This is a genomic window from Caldimonas sp. KR1-144 (assembly GCF_049446155.1).
Classification (GTDB): Bacteria; Pseudomonadota; Gammaproteobacteria; order Burkholderiales; family Burkholderiaceae_C; genus Rivibacter.
This window is the reverse complement of sequence record NZ_JBMSEE010000001.1, coordinates 577143-593541: the sequence shown is the minus strand read 5'-3', so window position 1 is coordinate 593541 and position 16399 is coordinate 577143. Positions and strand designations below refer to the sequence as shown.

Genomic DNA, 16399 nt, shown 5'->3' with positions numbered 1-16399 from the left:
TCGTGCCTGCTTCCAAATTCGATCCCGCCCGGCTGCGCGCGCTCAGCCTCGACCTCGACGACACGCTGTGGCCGATCTGGCCGACCATCCGGCGCGCCGAAGCGGTGCTGCACGACTGGCTCGAGCGCCATGCGCCGCGCACCGCTCGGCTGGTCGACCTGGCGTCGATGCGGCGGCTGCGCGAGCAGGTGGCCGGCGAACTGCCCGGGCTTGCGCACGATCTGTCGGCGCTGCGGCGCGAGGCGATCCGCCGCGCGCTGGTCTCGGCCGGCGACGATCCGGCGCTGGCGGCCGAGGCTTTCGACGTGTTCTTCGCCGAGCGCCAGCGCGTCGAGTGCTTCGACGACGTGAAGCCCGCGCTCGAGCGGCTGGCGAGCCGCTACACACTGGTGGCGCTGACCAACGGCAACGCGGATCTCGAGCGCATCGGCCTCGCGCCATGGTTTCGCGCCGGCTTCGTCGGCGCGTGCGAGGTCGGCATCGGCAAGCCCGATGCACGCATCTTCCAGGTCGCCTGCGAGCGCCTGGGCTGTGCGCCTGACGACGTGCTGCACGTCGGCGACGATCTGCTGCTCGACGTGGCGGGTGCGCAAGGGGCCGGTCTGCACGCCGGATGGATCGAGCGCGTGCCGGCCGACGCGCCGGCGCCGCAGCGGCTGGCATGGCACGGCCGCGACCTGCTCGCGCTGGCCGACCGCTTGGGGGCATAAGGCCCCCCGCGCTCAGCGACGCGTCGTCACCGGATCGCGCAGCGAGTCGGGGTGCACGAGCACCTCGAAGTGCACGGTCGGCGCGGTCGGGTCGTTGGGCGCCGCACCCAGGCAGATCACGCCGCGGCCGTGCAAGGTGCATGAGCCGCGCCGCAGCGATACCACCTCGTTCTGCCCCTCGAAGCGAACGAACGTTCCGTTGTAGCTGAGATCGCTGATCTGGAACGTGCCGCCGTGGCTCTCGATGCGCGCGTGCGAGCGCGACACGCGCGTGTCCTCGATGCAGTAGGTCGCCTCGGTGCTGCGGCCCAGCACGGCCGGCAGTTCGTTGGCCGAGAACACGTGGTCAACGTCCAGCCAGACGAGGCGGATGCCGTCGGGAATGGGATTGGGCAGCGTGCCCTCGAAGAGCGTCGCGACCGTCTCGCCGAAGCGGCGCGCCTCGAGGCGAAACACCTGCACCGGCTCCTGGCGCCCCCGCAGCTGCAATCGGCTGAGCGAGCGAAAGCGCCCGCGCTGTTCCTCATCGAGCCGCTCGACCACCTTCTCGGTGGCCAATGTCTCGTTGTCGCCGGCGCTGTCGAGCAGGCGCGCGGCCACGTTGACCGCGTCGCCGAAGCAGTCGCCGTTGACCTCGACCACCTCGCCGTGGGTCACCGCCACCTGCAGCTTGAGTGCCGGCACGCGCAGGCCACCGGTCTGCGGCTCGCTGTCGACGATGCGGTCGAGCGATTCGTGCATGCCGTCGGCCGCGTCGATGCCGTCTTGCGGCTGTTCGAACACGGCCATCAGGCCGTCGCCCAGCGTCTTGACGACCTGACCGCCGCAGTTGACGACGATCTGACCCATCAGCATCACGCTTTGCGTGACGACAGCGGCCGCCTCGGCGTTGCCGAGCTTCTCGAACAGCCCCGTGCTGCCGCGCAGGTCGGCAAACAGGACGGTGCGTTCGACGATCGAGGTCATACAGCGGCTCGGGGGGATCGCGGCAGTTTAGCCGCGCACGCTCGTGCCGAGGGCGGCGCGGCGGCCAGAAACGGTGCGGCCCGTGCCGGTGAAGCCACCGGCACGGGCCGTTCGTCTCGCGGATGCGACGCCGGGGAGCGTCGCGCCGTCAGATCAGAGCTTGTCTAGGTAGGTGCGCAGCTTGTGCCTACGGCAAGCCGAGACGCGCTCGCTGCGCGACCGCGGCCGCCTGCGGCGGCACCTGCTTGGCCGATCACAGATTGTCCAAGTAGGTTCTCAGCTTGTCGGAGCGGCTCGGATGCTTGAGCTTGCGGATCGCCTTCGCCTCGATCTGGCGGATGCGCTCGCGCGTCACGTCGAACTGCTTGCCCACCTCTTCCAGCGTGTGATCGGTGCTCATCTCGATGCCGAAGCGCATGCGCAGCACCTTGGCCTCGCGCGGGGTCAGCGAGTCGAGGATGTCCTTGACCACGTCGCGCAGGCCGGCCTGCATGGCGGCTTCGATCGGCGCGGTGTTGTTGGTGTCCTCGATGAAGTCGCCCAGGTGGGAGTCGTCGTCGTCGCCGATCGGCGTCTCCATGGAGATCGGCTCCTTGGCGATCTTCATGATCTTGCGGATCTTGTCCTCGGGCATCTCCATCTTCTCGGCCAGCGTCGGCGCGTCCGGCTCGAAGCCGAATTCCTGCAGGTGCTGGCGCGAGATGCGGTTCATCTTGTTGATCGTCTCGATCATGTGAACCGGGATGCGGATCGTGCGCGCCTGGTCGGCGATCGAGCGCGTGATGGCCTGGCGGATCCACCACGTGGCATAGGTCGAGAACTTGTAGCCGCGGCGGTATTCGAACTTGTCGACCGCCTTCATCAGGCCGATGTTGCCTTCCTGGATGAGGTCGAGGAACTGCAGGCCACGGTTGGTGTACTTCTTGGCGATCGAGATCACGAGGCGCAGGTTGGCCTCGATCATCTCGCGCTTGGCCTCGCGCGAGCTGGCCTCGCCCTGGTTCATCTTCTTGTTGATGACCTTCAGGTCCTCGATCGGCACCACGGCCTTGGCCTGGATGTCGATCAGGCGCTGCTGCAGGTCCTGCACCGGCGGCAGGTGGCGTGCGAGCACGGCGCTGTAGGGCTTGCCGGCCGCCACTTCCTTCTCGGCCCACTTGAGGTTCAGCGCGTTGGGCGGGAAGGTCTTGACGAAGTGCTCCTGCGGCATGCCGCACTTGTCGACCACGATCTTGCGGATCTCGCGCTCGTAGCGGCGCACGTCGTCGACCTGGGCGCGCAGCACCTGGCAAAGGCGCTCGATGGTCTTGACCGTGAAGCGCACGCTCATGATCACCGAGCTCACGCCGAGCTGGGCCTTGTTGTACGAGGAGGACTTGTAGCCTTCCTTCTCGTAGGCCTTGCGCATGCGGTCGAAGTGGCCCGCGAGTTCGTCGAACTTGGCCAGCGCCTGGGTCTTGAGCTCTTCGAGCTTCTTGGTCAGCGCCTTGCTGCCGCCCTGGCCGTCGTCATCGTCCGCCTCGTCGAATTCGTCGAAGTCTTCCTCGGCCACGTAGTCGTCGGCCTCGTCATCGGAGACGAAGCCGTCGACCACCTCGGAGATCTGCATCTCGCCGGCGCGGATCTTGTCGCCCTGGGCCAGGATCTCGGCGATCGTGGCGGGCGATTCGCTGATGGCCAGCATCATCGCCTGCAGGCCGCCTTCGATGCGCTTGGCGATCTCGATTTCGCCCTCGCGCGTGAGCAGCTCGACCGTGCCCATCTCGCGCATGTACATGCGCACCGGGTCGGTCGTGCGGCCGAACTCGGAGTCCACCGTCGACAGCGCAGCCTCGGCGGCTTCTTCGGCTTCCTCCTCGGTGGCCGTCGAGGTGTTGCTGCCCGAGATCAGCAGCGTGGCGGCGTCGGGCGCCTGCTCGTAGACCGCGATGCCCATGTCGTTGAGCATCGAGACGATGGCCTCGAGGATTTCGGCGTCGACGAGCTTTTCGGGCAGGTGGTCGCTGATCTCCTGGTGCGTCAGGTAGCCGCGCGTCTTGCCCATCTTGATGAGGGTCTTCAGCTCCTGGCGGCGCTTGTTGACTTCCTCTTCGCTCAGGGCCGACTCGTCGAGGCCGAACTCGCGCATCAGCGCGCGTTCCTTGGCCTTGCTGACCTTCATGCGCAGCGGCTTGGCCTTGGCCTTCTCCTCGGCGACCTCCTCGACCGCCTCAACCTCGGCATCGCCTTCGAGATCCGCCTCGACGTCCGAGAAGTCCTCTTCCTCGGCCTCGGGCTTCTTCTTCTCGTCGGCCGGCTTGCGGCCCGGCTTGCCCTTGGCCGCCTTGGCGGCGGGCTTGGCCGGCGCCTTGGCGCTCGCCTTCGCGGCTTCGGCCTTGGCGGCCGCAGCCTTCTTGGGCTCGAGCTCGTCGGCCTTCGCGGCCTTGGTGGTCTTGGCCGGGGCGGCCTTGGCGGCGGGCTTCGCGGTCTTGACGGGGGCGCTCTTCTTCGCGGTCATGCGGTTCCTCGACGGGGCATGGATGTGAACTTGGAGTTCCTGCGCAGGCAGGTGGTTCGGATCCGGCGTTCCCATGGCGAACGTGAACTCGTGCGCAGCGCGGGCCTGCGGCCGAAAGTGGCGCCGCAAAAGCTACGCGCGGCAGCGCAACGCGGCCGTGCAAAGGGAACGCCGAGCGGGCAAGTTCGCGTGAACCTTGGATTTGTGCAGCCCTTGCGGGGAAGGTGGCCAATCATGGTGCCCGTTTTCAACGGGTGGCCGAAGACCGGAGGTGCTGCTGTCACTCTTGCCGCGTCTGACGAATCCGTAATTATCTGTCAAGAGGCGATTGACGTCAAAGATGCCGTGGCTATCGCGCCGAGGGCGGGGCCGTCAGGCGCTTTTTCAGGGCAATGTGCGTCTCGTTGAGACTGCGCCGCTCCTGCGGCGAAGCGTCGGCCGGCAAGGCATTGATTTGCTCTTCGAGGGCTCGCAGGCGCAGGCGGTCGACCAGCACCAGCAGGTCGGCGCGCAAGTCGCTTGCCGGGTCCGGTTCCAGCAAGGCTGCCACGCGCTCCAGCACCGCGTCGCCGCGCCCCTCGGACAGCGCGGCCAGATCGTCGAGCAAGGCGGCGCGGGTCAGCGGGCCGTGCTCGTGCAGGCTGCGCTCGACCGCCGAGAACAGCTCGCCGTAGCCGCCGCCCTGGCTCGCCAGCAGGTCCTGGGCGGGGCCATCGAGCGCATCCCACAGCTCGGTGCGGTGGACGAGCAGCCACAGAACGCGGTCCAGCTCGGTGGCGGTCGCCCGGCTCGGGGCGCGCCCCGAGCTGCGCGGGCGGGGCCGCGGCTGGCCTTCGCCGACCCGGGGGGAGCGCTGCGATCCCTGCGCGCGCGCGGGCGCCGCGCCGCTCCACAGGCTGGCGAGGTCATCGTGCGACAAGTGGCCAAGCGTGGCCAGCTCGCCGAGCAACTGGCGCTTGAGCGCGCCGTCGGGCAGAGCGGACCACAGCGGCTTGGCATTGGCCAGCAGCCTGGCGCGGCCTTCGGCGCTGCCCAGGTCGCAGCCTTCGCCGGCCTGCTCGACCAGCTGGCGCGACAGCGGCACGGCCTGCGCGACACAGCGCTCGAAGGCCGGCGCGCCGTGCTCGCGCACGTAGGAATCGGGGTCGTGCTCGGGCGGCAGGAACAGGAAACGGATGCGCCGCGTGTCGGTGGCGTGGGGCAGCGCGGCCTCGAGCGCGCGACCGGCGGCGCGGCGGCCGGCCGCGTCGCCGTCGAAGCTGAACACCACGTGGTCGGTGAAGCGCATCAGCTTGGCCACGTGCTCGGCCGTGCAGGCCGTGCCGAGCGTGGCGACGGCGTTCGCAAAGCCTAGCTGCGCGAGCGCGACCACGTCCATGTAGCCCTCGACCACGAGCGCATAGCCCTTCTCGCGCAGCGCAGCGCGCGCCTCGTGCAGGCCGTAGAGCTCGCGGCCCTTGACGAACACCGGCGTCTCGGGCGAGTTCAGGTACTTGGGCTCGCCCTGGTCGAGCACGCGCCCGCCGAAGCCGATCACGTCGCCTTGCACGCCGCGGATCGGGAACATGATGCGGTCGCGGAAGCGGTCGTAGCGCTTTTGCTCCGGGCCCTCTTCGCCCTGCACGATGACCAGGCCGCTCTCGGCCAGCAGCGGGTCGTCGTAGCGCGGGAACACGCCGGCCAGGCTGCGCCAGCCCTCGGGCGCGTAGCCGAGGCCGAAGCGCGCGGCGATTTCGCCGGTGAGCCCGCGACCCTTGAGGTAGTCGATCGCGCGCGGGCTGGCCTTGAGCTGGGCGCGGTAGTGCTTGGCGGCGCGCGCGAGCACATCCCCGAGCGTCGCCTGCTTCTCCTTCGCGGCCTTGGCGCGTTCGCGTTCTTCGGGGCTGCGGTCGTCCTCGGGAACGTTCATGCCGAGCTGCTGGGCCAGGTCGTGCACCGCGTCGACGAAGCTGGCGCCGGTGTGCTCCATCAGGAAGCGCAGCGCGTCGCCGTGCGCGCCGCAGCCGAAGCAGTGGTAGGTCTGGCGCGAGGGGCTGACGATGAAGCTGGGCGACTTCTCGCCATGGAAGGGGCACAGGCCCTTGTGGTTGATGCCGGCCTTCTTGAGCGTGACGTGGCGGCCGACCACCTCGACGATGTCGGCGCGCGCCAGCAGTTCCTGGATGAAGCCGGCCGGGATCATCAGCGCCCCATCGCGTGGCCGAGCGATTCACGCACGGCCTGGCGCACCTGCACGTAGCCGTCGTTGCTCGGCAGCCAGTCCAGGCGCGGCTCGTCGTTGTTCGAGTAGCCGGTCGGCGCCGCCACGACGGTGATGCCGCGCGCCGCGGCCTCGTCCTCGAACGCACGCAGCGCGCGCCGCATGTGCCAGGCGCTGGTGACCAGCACGATCTCGCGCACGCCGGCGTCGGCCAGCAGCGGCACCGTGTTGAGCGCGTTCTCGCGCGTGTCGCGCGAGCGATCCTCGGTCCAGCGCATCGAAAGACCATACTCCTCGCGGGCAATGCGAGCGGCGACGGCCGCCTCGGCGGGGGCCGGTGCCCCGTTGTGCTGCGCCCACCCGCTGCCGCCGCTGAAGCCCAGCGGCGCGCCCGTCTCGCGCGCAAGGCGCGCGGCGTAGCGCAGCCGCATGAAGGCTCGGTCGACGAGATCCGGTGCGTCGAGCTCGCGCGCATGGAGCTTGACCCCGCCGCCCAGCGCAATGATCGCGACCTGCGGGCCGTTCTTCGCGACACGTTGGCGGATGCCTTCGATCTGCGCCGCCGTCAGCGGCGCGGGCAGCGCCAGCCAGCGCTGCTCCATCCAGCGGCCAACCGCCGTGCAGCAGCTCAGCCAGATCAACACCGCGGCCAACAGCACCAGCGCGCGCGCCAGCCGCGGCCGGCGTCCGGCCTGCCACGCGCCAGCCAGTGCCAGCGCCAGCCAGGGCACGGGCGGCAGCACCAGGGCGGTCAGGAAGGGTTTCCAGCTCTCGATCATCTCGACGACAGGGGACCGGGGGGCGAAAGCCGGGCGACAGATTCTGCCGCAGGGCCAAGCAGGCTCGAACGCGCGCGTGTACATTGACCGCCTTTCGCCGCAGGACGAAGCGCCATGAACACCGACACTGCGCCCGCTACCGAGATCGCCACCCTGGCCGGCGGCTGCTTCTGGTGCACCGAGGCTGTCTACCTCGATGTCGACGGCGTCGTCGCGGTCGAGTCGGGCTACTCGAACGGCCACGCGGTGAAGCCGAGCTACGAGCAGGTCTGCCGCGGCGACACCGGCCATGCCGAGGTCGTGCGCGTGAGCTTCGACCCGGCGCGCATCAGCTTTCGCGAGCTGCTCGAGATCTTCTTCGTCGTCCACGATCCGACCACGCTCAACCGCCAGGGCAACGACGTCGGCACGCAGTACCGCTCGGGTATCTACACCCACAGCGACGAGCAGACGCGCGTCGCGCGCGAGGTGATCGCGGAGCTCGAGGCCAGCGGCGGCGTGCGCGGCAAGGTGGTCACCGAGGTCGAGCCCGAGCGCAACTACTGGCGCGCCGAGGCCTACCACCAGAACTACTTCGCGCAGCACCCCGAGCAGGGCTATTGCGCCTTCGTCGTCGCGCCCAAGGTCGAGAAATTCCGCAAGACCTTCAAGGACCGCGTGCGGCGCTGATGCCACGACGATGAACGCGCACCGCGAACCGCCGATCCGAGCCGCCCGGCGCCTGCCGGCGTGGCTGGCGTTCGCGCTGGCGTTCGCGCTGCTGAGCGCGCAGGGCTTTGGCAGCTGGCACCGCGCGCTGCATGCGCTGGGCGCGGAAACGGTCGCTACGGCGGCCGGCCAGGCCTCGAGCGGGGGCGGCCACGCCGCCGGCTCGGTCGAGTGCCGGCTGATCGACCACCTGTTCCATGCCGAGCGGCTGCCTGCCGCGGCGCCCGCGCTGGCGCTGCCCGCCCTCGTGCGCGTGCCGCCGTCGACGGCGGTCGTCGTCGCGCGGCTCGCCGAGCCGTCGCGGCACTACCAGGCCCGCGCTCCGCCGCAGGCCTGAGCGCGCCGCTGCGGCGCGTCGATTCCCGCTGAGCTTTCGCCTCGAGTGCGCCGCGGCCCTGCCGCCGCGCGCGCTCGGCCTTCCCGAACGGATCCCGCGCAGCCCTGGCGGCCGCGCCACCTGCCATGAACTTCAAACACCGTTTCACGCCGCTGGCCCTGGCCATCGCGGCGCTGCCCCTTGCCGCCGCGGCCCAGGATGCCGCACCCGCCGCCACGCTGCCGGACGTGGTCGTCACCGGCAACCCGCTGGCCAGCGACGAGATCGCGACGCCCTCGAGCGTGCTCACCGGCCCCGAACTCGTGCTGCGCCGCGCCTCCACGCTCGGCGAGACGCTCGCCACGCAGCCAGGCATGAGCGCGAGCTACTTCGGCCCCAACGCCAACCGGCCGGTGATCCGCGGCTTCGACGGCGACCGCATCCGCGTGCTCAACAACGCCGGCGCCTCGCTCGATGCCTCGTCGCTGAGCTTCGACCATGCCGTGCCGCTCGAGCCGCTGCTGGTCACGCGCATCGAGGTGCTGCGCGGTCCGGCCGCGCTGCTGTACGGCGGCAGCGCCGTCGGCGGCGTGGTCAACGTGATGGACAACCGCATCCCGTCCGCGCCGCAGCCGGGCGTCTCGGGTGCGCTCGAACTGCGCGGCGGCGGCGCGGCCGACGAACGCGCGGCCGTGGCCTCGGTCGATGCCGGCGGCAACGGCTTCGCGCTGCACGCCGACGCCTACGGTCGCAAGACCGACGACACCCGCACACCCGACTACGACCGCCCCGACGGGGCCGGCGGCACGACGCGCGCCGAGCGCATCGTCAATTCGGCCAGCGACGCCAAGGGCGGTGCGCTCGGCGCGTCGTGGGTCGGCGAGCACGGCTATCTCGGCGCCGCGGTCGACACCTACCGCAACGACTACGGTGTGGTCGCCGAGGACGACGTGACGATCCGCATGAAGCGCGACAAGCTCGCGCTCGCCGGCGAGTGGCGCGATGCCGACGGCGCGGTGCGCGCCGTGCGCGGACGCGTGCAGTTCACCGACTACGAGCACCGCGAAATCGAGGGCACGGGCGAAGTCGGCACGACCTTCACGAATCAGGGCACGGATGCCCGCTTCGAGCTCGAGCACGCACCGATCGGCGGACTCAAGGGCGTGATCGGCGGGCAGGCCGAGAACGCGCGCTTCCAGGCGCTCGGCGAGGAGGCCTTCGTGCCCAGCACGCGCACGCGCCAGGGCGCGCTGTTCGTGTTCGAGGAGCAGGCCGTCGGCGCCGGCAAGCTGACCTACGGCGCGCGCGTCGAGCGCACCAGCGTCGATTCCAAGGGCGACGACGTCAGCGCCGACCCGCGCTTCGGTGCGGCGACCGGCCGCGACTTCACGACCGGCAGTGCCGCGCTCGGCGCCGTGTGGCCGCTGAACGCCGAGTGGAAGTGGACCGGCAACCTCGCCTACACCGAGCGTGCGCCGACGCTCTACGAGCTCTACGCCAATGGCGCGCACGTCGCGACCGGGACGTTCGAGCGCGGCGACCTCGACCAGCGCAAGGAGCGCGGCACCACGCTCGACCTCGGCACGCAATGGCAGCGCGGCCGCGCTCACTTCAAGGCCAACGTCTTCGTCAGCCAGTTCTCGAACTACATCGCGCTGTTCGCGACCGGCGAGCCGCCGGTCGTCAATGACGAAGGCGAGGAACTGCCGGTCTACGCCTACCACGGCGTCAAGGCGCGCTTCGTCGGTGGCGAGCTGCAAGGCGGCTGGCGCGCATTCGAGGGCGCGCAGCACACGCTCGACCTCGACGCGCAGCTCGACTGGGTGCGCGCGGACGATCGCAGCAATGGGGAGCCGCTGCCGCGCATCGCGCCGCTGCGCGTGGGCCTGGGCGCCAGCTGGGGCATCGCCGGCTGGACGCTGCGCACCGACCTGCGCCACGCCTTCAAACAAGACCGCGTGCCGAGCGACGACGTCGCGACGCCGAGCTACACGCTGCTCAACCTCGCGCTCAGCCGGCCGTTCGACGCCGGACCGACCAGCGGACTGTTCTACGTCAAGCTCGACAACGTGACCGACGAGCTGGCCTACAACGCATCGACGATCGGCACGGTGCGTCCGCTCTCGCCGCTGCCGGGGCGCAGCCTCAGTGCCGGGGTGCGATTGACGTTCTAGGGCGCGAGTCGCGTGCGCTGCCAGCTGCCGTCGGCTTGCAGCGCATAGACGAGCCGGTCGTGCAGCCGGCTCTTGCGACCCTGCCAGAACTCCCAGCGGTCCGGCAGCAGCCGAAAGCCGCCCCAGTGCGGCGGGCGCGGCGGGTGCAGGCCGTGCTGGGCCGCGGCCTTGGCGGCATTGGCAACCAGCACCGCGCGCGAGGCGATGGTCTCGCTTTGCGGGGAGGCCCAGGCGCCCAGGCGCGAGTCGAGCGGACGCGAGGCGAAGTAGGCGTCGGACTCTTCGGCGCTGGTCTTCTCCACGCGGCCCTCGATGCGCACCACGCGCTCGAGCTCGACCCAGTGGAACTGCAGCGCCGCGAACGGATGGACCTCCAGCTCGCGGCCCTTGCGGCTGCGGTAGTTCGTGTACCACACGATGCCGCGCTCGTCGAAGCCCTTGACCAGCACGATGCGCGTCGACGGCCGACCGTCGGCACCGACGGTGGCCAGCGTCATCGCATTGGGCTCGGGCAGCTTGGCCGCGAGCGCCTCGTCGAACCAGGCCTTGAACTGCGCCAGCGGCGCCGAAGCGGCGCGCGCCTCGTCGAGTTCCGCGCGCTCGTAGCTCTTGCGCAGATCGGCAATGTCCTTCATGGCTTGCAGTGTAGAAGCGCTCTCGAGTGGTGCGATTCCCTGCGGCGCGCTCGGGATTGAGCGCCGTCCTGCAAGCTGCGCGCATCGCGAGCACAGTCCACGCCTTCCACACGCGGAGGTGTTTTCGGAAATGACAACCCAGTTCACGCTGAATGGCAAGCCGACGACCGTCGACGTCGAGCCGACCACGCCCTTGCTCTGGACCCTGCGCGACGAGCTGGGCATGACCGGCACCAAATTCGGCTGCGGTGTCGCCGCCTGCGGCGCCTGCACGGTGCACCTCAACGGCCAAGCCACGCGCTCGTGCGTGCTGCCGGTCTCGTCGGTGGCGGGGCAGAAGGTCACCACGATCGAGGCCGCCGGCGCCGGCAAGGTCGGCAAGGCGGTGCAGGCCGCATGGATCAAGCACGACGTTGCGCAGTGCGGCTACTGCCAGAGCGGCCAGATCATGAGCGCGATCGGTCTCTTGTCGACCAACAAGAAGCCGAGCGACGCCGACATCGACGCGGCCATGGCCGGCAACGTCTGCCGCTGCGGCACCTACCAGCGCATCCGCGCCGCGATCCACGACGCCGCGCGCTCGCTGGCCTGAACACGCACACGCAAAGGAACACCGAGATGAGCCTCGAGACGATGGTGCGCCGCCTGGGCGGCGCGAGCGAGATCGACGCTTCGGCCGCACAAGCGTGGCGCGGCGGCGAAGTGAACCGGCGCGGCTTCCTCGCCGCCAGCGCGGCCGCCGGCGGCCTGACCTTCTCTTTCGCGCTCGACGCGCAGGCGGCCGATGCGCCGGCGCCCGCGGCCAAGCCGCCGGCCAACCCGAACGCCTTCATCAAGATCAACCCCGACAACACGGTCGAGGTGCGCGTCAACCGGCTCGACTTCGGCCAGGGCGCGCTGACCTCGCTGCCGATGCTGGTGGCCGAGGAGATGGACCTCGACTGGTCGCAGGTGCGCGCCAGCCTCGCGCCGGCCGGCGAGGCCTACAAGGATCCGCTGTTCGGCATCCAGATGACCGGCGGCTCGACGGCGGTCGCGCACTCCTGGCAGCAGCACCGCGAGATCGGCGCTGCGGCGCGCGCGATGCTGGTGTCGGCCGCGGCCCAGCAGTGGGGCGTGGACGTCCAGGCCTGCCGCACCGAGAAAGGCCACGTGATCTCGGGCAACCGCAAGGCGAGCTATGCCTCGCTGGCCGAGTCGGCCGCGCGTCAGCCCGTGCCCCAGAAGGTCACGCTGAAGGAGCCGAAGGACTTTCGCATCATCGGCCGCGGCCAGCGGCGGCTGGACGCGGTGGCGGGCGCCGGCGGCAAGAAGAACTACGGCATCGACATGCGCCTGCCCGGCATGAAGACCGCGGTGCTGATGCGCGCGCCGACCTTCGGCGGCCAGGTCGAGAGCTTCGATGCCAGCGCGGCCAAGGCCATCCCCGGCGTGCTCGAGGTGCTGCAGGTGCCCACCGACCGCGGCGGCAGCGGCCTCGCGGTGGTGGCCACCGGCTACTGGCCGGCCAAGCAGGGCCGCGACGCGCTCAAGGTGCAGTGGAAGCCGGGTGCGAGCGCCGGCGTCTCGAGCGATCAGCTGTTCGAGCAGTTCAAGGCCGAGGCCAAGTCGCCCAAGCTGACCGCGCGCGAGGCCGGGCCGGCGATCACCGTGGTGCCGAGCAAGACCATCGTCGCCGAGTACGAGCTGCCCTACCTTGCGCACGCGCCGATGGAGCCGTTGAACGCCACCTTCGACCTCGGCGACGGCCGCGCGACGGTGTGGGCCGGCACGCAGTTCCAGACCATCGATCAGATGGCGATCGCGCAGACCCTGGGCCTCAAGCCCGAGCAGGTCACGCTCAACACGCTGCCGGCCGGCGGCGGCTTCGGCCGGCGCGCGGTGCCGAGCTCCGACTACCTGCGCGAAGCCGCGCAGATCGCCAAGGCCTGGAAGGAGAAGGGCGGCGCGAACGGCGGCCCGCTGCGCGTGATGTGGAGCCGCGAGGACGACATCAAGGGCGGCTACTACCGCCCGATGCACGTGCACCGCGCCGAGATCGGCCTCGACGGCAACGGCAACGTGATCAAGTGGGACCACGCCATCGTCGGCCAATCGATCATCAAGGGCTCGCCGTTCGAGCAGTTCCTCGTCAAGGACGGCGTCGACCACACGATGACCGAGGGCGTGGTCGAGAACACCTACGGCGTGCCGCTGCGCCTTCGCGTCACGCACCCGGAAGTGCCGGTGCCGGTGCTGTGGTGGCGCTCGGTCGGCCACACGCACACCGCGTTCGTGATGGAAACCCTGGCCGACGAAGTGGCGCGTGCCGCGGGGCAGGATCCGGTCGCGTGGCGGCTGGCGCGCTACGACGCGAAGACGCATGGCCGTCACATCGCCGCGCTCAAGCTGGCGGTGGAGAAGTCGGGCTACGGCAAGCGCAAGCTGCCGGCCGGCCAGGCCTTCGGCGTCGCGGTGCACGAGTCGTTCGGCTCGGTCGTGGCCTACGTGGCCGAGGTGTCGATCAAGGAGGGCCGTCCGGTCGTGCATCGCGTCACCGCCGGCGTGCATGCCAACACCGTGGTCAACCCGACCGCTGCCGAGGCGCAGATCCAGGGCGGTGCGACCTATGGCTGGGGCATGGCGCTGCCGGGCGCGCAGATCACGCTCAAGGACGGCCAGGTCGAGCAGAGCCAGTTCACCGATTACACGCCGCCGCGCATCACCGACGCCTTCCCGGTCGCGGTGCATTTCGTGCCGAGCAACGATCCGCCGACCGGGCTGGGCGAGCCCGGCACGCCGGTGATCGTGCCGGCGGTGGCCAACGCGGTGGCGGCGCTGACCGGCAAGCGGCTGCGCAAGCTGCCGTTCGAAACGCTGACCTGAGCGGCTTCGCTTGCGGCGTTCCACCTAGGAACAAAGTTGCCTTAGGGGGCGGGGAACTGCCTAAGTGAAGCCACCACTTCCTGCACGGCGTCGCAAGCGCTGAGATGGCGGTACGGAGCATGGACGCTCAGCGGGAGAAGGCGGTGGTGAGCCGGGACGGCACGGTGGTGATCGTGCTCGCGGCGGGGAGCGGCAAGCGCTTCGCCGGCGACGCGACAACGCAGCGCGCAACGGATGCGCGGCACAAGCTCGCGCAGCCGTTTGGCGCGTCCACCGTGCTCGGCACGACGATCGACTGCGCGCTCGCCTCGCACCTGCCGGTGATCGTCGTGACGACGGCCGAGCTGCAGCCCGAGGCGACGCAGCGCGTCGCGGCGCGCGACCTCGTGCTGCTGCCGGCCGCCGACGGCGAGAGCGCCGCCGCGCCGCTCGGCATGGGCTATTCGATCGCCGCCGGCGTGGCCGCGCGGCCCAATGCGCGCGGCTGGCTGGTGCTGCCCGGCGACATGCCGCTGGTGCGCTCGCAAACCCTGGTGGCGCTGGCGCGCGAGCTGCCCAAGCACGCCATCGTCTATGCGCAGCACCAGGGTCGGCGCGGCCATCCGGTCGGCTTCGCGGCCGAGCTGTACTCGGAACTCGCGACGCTCAGCGGCGACGAAGGCGCGCGGCGCCTGCTCGGGCGCTATCCGGCTCAAGCGCTCGAGTGCGGCGATGCCGGCGTGGTGTTCGATATCGACACGCGCGCCGACCTCGAGGCTGCCCGGGCGCTGCACCGCGCGCAGGCCGAGGCGGCCTGAGCGCGAGCCTGCGCTGTCGCCCTCAGGACTCGACGAGGCCGTTGCGCAGCGCGAGCGCGACATGGCGCTCGACCGCGGCGTCGCGAATGCCGTGCGCGCGCAGCGACCGGTGCGTGTGCACCAGATACTCCAGCGTGCTGCCGTAGCGGCCCTTGGCATTGCGCAGGATCGCCAGCAGCTGCGCGTCGTCAATCATGCCGACATGCGCGGGGCTGCGCCGGCTGAGCGTGAAGGCCAGCGCGCGCACCGTGCCGCCGGGCGTCTGGCAGCGCAGCCAGCGCGGGTCGTAGACGCCGGTGGGCATCTCGCGCGCCCACAGGCGATCGAGCTGCTCGCGCGCGCCGGCCTGGGCGATGCGATAGACCACGCCGCGGCAGCTGCCGCCGGGCAGCAGCGCGAACACGAGACCGGGCTTGTCGGGCGTGCCGCGATTGACGCGCGAACGCATGCGAAAGGCCCGGTGGAAGCCGTGAACGGTCGCGCTGCGGCGCTCGACCGCCTCGAACTCGGGCCGCCAGATCAGCGAGGCGTAGCCGAACACCCACAGGTCTTCCTGCGGGCTCCAGCCTTGCAGCGTGGCTTCGAGCAGTGCCTGCGGATCGCGCAGCACCGGCACGCCGGCCACCGTTGCCGGCGGCGCTTCAACATCCAGCCCCATGGCCGCAAGCGTGGCGCGGGGCGCCGTGGGCTGTCAAGCCGGCCGTTGGTAAGAATTCTCGCTGCCGACCCACAGGGTGCCGCCGCGGCCGGTTGGCTTACTCGGCTCGCTCGATCAGCTCGATCTTGTAGCCGTCCGGGTCGGTCACGAAGGCGATCACCGTCGTGCCGCCCTTCACCGGGCCCGGCTCGCGCGTGACCGCGCCGCCGCCGGCACGAATGCGCTCGCAGGCCGCGTAGACGTCGGGCACGCCGATCGCGATGTGCCCGTAGGCGGTGCCGAGTTCGTACGACGAGACACCGTGGTTGTAGGTCAGCTCGATCTCGGCCTGGCCCGGGTTGCCGCCGTAGCCGACGAAGGCCAGCGAATACTGCTGCTCGGGGCGCTCGGTGGTGCGCAGCAGCTGCATGCCCATCACCTTCGTGTAGAAGTCGATCGAGCGCTGCAGGTCGCCGACGCGCAGCATGGTGTGGAGCAATCTCATTGCTTGGATGGGAAGTCGAACACGAGACACGTGGTGGTCGCGTGAGCGTACAACTTTCCGTCCGGGCCCGTGAGGCGGCCCTCAGCGGTGGCGACCTGGCCGCCGACGTGGATCGCCACGCCTTCGGCGCGCACCAGCGGCACCTTCTTCGTCAGTGCGCGCACGATGTTCACCTTGAGCTCGAGTGTCGTGTAGGCCTTGCCCGCCGGCAGCGACGAATGCACCGCGCAGCCCACGGCCGAGTCGAGCAGGGTGCAGAACCAGCCGCCGTGCACCGTGCCCATCGGGTTGTAGTGGCGCTCGAGCGGGCGGCCCTGGAAGACCGCGCGGCCGGGGCGGATGTCGACCGGCAGGAAATCCAGCGTCTCGCCGATCGGTGGTGCAGGGAGCTGGCCGGAGAAGATCGCGTCGAACAGCGCCATGCCCGGCTTGCCGATCACCTGTTCGGGCCGCGCCCAGCCGGTCTCGCCGTGAAGGCGCGCGCGCACGGCGCGTTCGTCGGCCTCCCAGCGGGCCAGGGTTTCGGCGGCTTGCTGTTCGTTCATGGCGGTCATGACCCTGTCTCCTTCGGGATGGTTGCAGCTACAAAAGTTGTAGATACAATAAAAGC

Annotated in this window: 15 protein-coding genes; 7 read left to right on the top strand and 8 right to left on the bottom strand. The window is 70.4% G+C overall.

Translation table 11 applies throughout. From position 1 onward, the window contains the following. Positions 1-2: 2 nt before the first annotated feature. Positions 3-710: an HAD family hydrolase gene (locus tag ACO2TI_RS03015; RefSeq protein ID WP_423281961.1), complete on the top strand. Its 708-nt coding sequence runs from the start codon at positions 3-5 to the stop codon at positions 708-710. A gap of 12 nt (positions 711-722) precedes the next feature. On the opposite strand, the gene ACO2TI_RS03010 is transcribed toward ACO2TI_RS03015, so the two are convergent. From ACO2TI_RS03010 to ACO2TI_RS02995, 4 genes are all read right to left on the bottom strand, one after another. Then, complete coding sequence (locus ACO2TI_RS03010) at positions 723-1676, bottom strand: adenylate/guanylate cyclase domain-containing protein (RefSeq protein ID WP_423281960.1); 954 nt, start codon at positions 1674-1676, stop codon at positions 723-725. 253 nt (positions 1677-1929) lie between these two features. Further along, positions 1930-4173, bottom strand: a complete 2244-nt coding sequence (gene rpoD / locus ACO2TI_RS03005; RefSeq protein WP_423281959.1) for an RNA polymerase sigma factor RpoD — start codon at positions 4171-4173, stop codon at positions 1930-1932. Between the two features lie 349 nt (positions 4174-4522). After that, a complete protein-coding gene (dnaG, locus tag ACO2TI_RS03000) occupies positions 4523-6355 on the bottom strand; it encodes a DNA primase (RefSeq protein ID WP_423281958.1) in 1833 nt (610 codons plus the stop codon). Next, entirely contained in the window at positions 6355-7152 is a 798-nt protein-coding gene (locus tag ACO2TI_RS02995; protein ID WP_423281957.1) for a YdcF family protein, read from the bottom strand. The genes dnaG and ACO2TI_RS02995 overlap by 1 nt, the downstream gene beginning before the upstream one ends. A 114-nt stretch (positions 7153-7266) precedes the next feature. Here ACO2TI_RS02995 and msrA point away from each other — a divergent pair, with 114 nt between their 5' ends. From msrA to ACO2TI_RS02980, 3 genes are all read left to right on the top strand, one after another. Next, positions 7267-7821, top strand: a complete 555-nt coding sequence (gene msrA / locus ACO2TI_RS02990) for a peptide-methionine (S)-S-oxide reductase MsrA (RefSeq protein ID WP_423281956.1) — start codon at positions 7267-7269, stop codon at positions 7819-7821. A gap of 10 nt (positions 7822-7831) precedes the next feature. Then, positions 7832-8197: a hypothetical protein gene (locus ACO2TI_RS02985; protein WP_423281955.1), complete on the top strand. Its 366-nt coding sequence runs from the start codon at positions 7832-7834 to the stop codon at positions 8195-8197. A 125-nt stretch (positions 8198-8322) separates the two neighbouring features. Next, positions 8323-10350 carry a TonB-dependent receptor gene (locus ACO2TI_RS02980; protein WP_423281954.1) on the top strand — a complete coding sequence of 676 codons (2028 nt, stop codon included), beginning with the start codon at positions 8323-8325 and terminating at the stop codon, positions 10348-10350. On the opposite strand, the gene pdxH is transcribed toward ACO2TI_RS02980, so the two are convergent. Then, positions 10347-10985, bottom strand: a complete 639-nt coding sequence (gene pdxH / locus ACO2TI_RS02975; protein WP_423281953.1) for a pyridoxamine 5'-phosphate oxidase — start codon at positions 10983-10985, stop codon at positions 10347-10349. The genes ACO2TI_RS02980 and pdxH overlap by 4 nt on opposite strands. A gap of 130 nt (positions 10986-11115) precedes the next feature. Between pdxH and ACO2TI_RS02970 the strand changes: the two genes are divergently transcribed. The 3 genes from ACO2TI_RS02970 to ACO2TI_RS02960 all read left to right on the top strand — a co-directional run bounded on the left by ACO2TI_RS02970 (position 11116) and on the right by ACO2TI_RS02960 (position 14647). After that, the gene (locus ACO2TI_RS02970; RefSeq protein ID WP_423281952.1) at positions 11116-11577 is read left to right on the top strand and encodes a (2Fe-2S)-binding protein; all 462 of its coding nucleotides are present in this window, start codon (positions 11116-11118) and stop codon (positions 11575-11577) included. A gap of 26 nt (positions 11578-11603) precedes the next feature. After that, entirely contained in the window at positions 11604-13850 is a 2247-nt protein-coding gene (locus ACO2TI_RS02965) for a molybdopterin cofactor-binding domain-containing protein (protein ID WP_423281951.1), read from the top strand. A 119-nt stretch (positions 13851-13969) separates the two neighbouring features. Further along, positions 13970-14647 (top strand): nucleotidyltransferase family protein, encoded by a 678-nt coding sequence (locus ACO2TI_RS02960; protein ID WP_423281950.1) that lies wholly within the window; start codon positions 13970-13972, stop codon positions 14645-14647. Between the two features lie 22 nt (positions 14648-14669). On the opposite strand, the gene ACO2TI_RS02955 is transcribed toward ACO2TI_RS02960, so the two are convergent. The 3 genes from ACO2TI_RS02955 to ACO2TI_RS02945 all read right to left on the bottom strand — a co-directional run bounded on the left by ACO2TI_RS02955 (position 14670) and on the right by ACO2TI_RS02945 (position 16334). Next, positions 14670-15305 (bottom strand): gamma-glutamylcyclotransferase, encoded by a 636-nt coding sequence (locus ACO2TI_RS02955; protein ID WP_423281949.1) that lies wholly within the window; start codon positions 15303-15305, stop codon positions 14670-14672. A gap of 97 nt (positions 15306-15402) precedes the next feature. Beyond that, entirely contained in the window at positions 15403-15789 is a 387-nt protein-coding gene (gloA, locus tag ACO2TI_RS02950) for a lactoylglutathione lyase (protein ID WP_423281948.1), read from the bottom strand. Beyond that, positions 15786-16334, bottom strand: coding sequence for a PaaI family thioesterase (locus ACO2TI_RS02945; protein WP_423282138.1), 549 nt, complete (start codon positions 16332-16334; stop codon positions 15786-15788). Before ACO2TI_RS02945 ends, gloA begins: the two co-directional genes overlap by 4 nt. Positions 16335-16399: the final 65 nt, after the last annotated feature.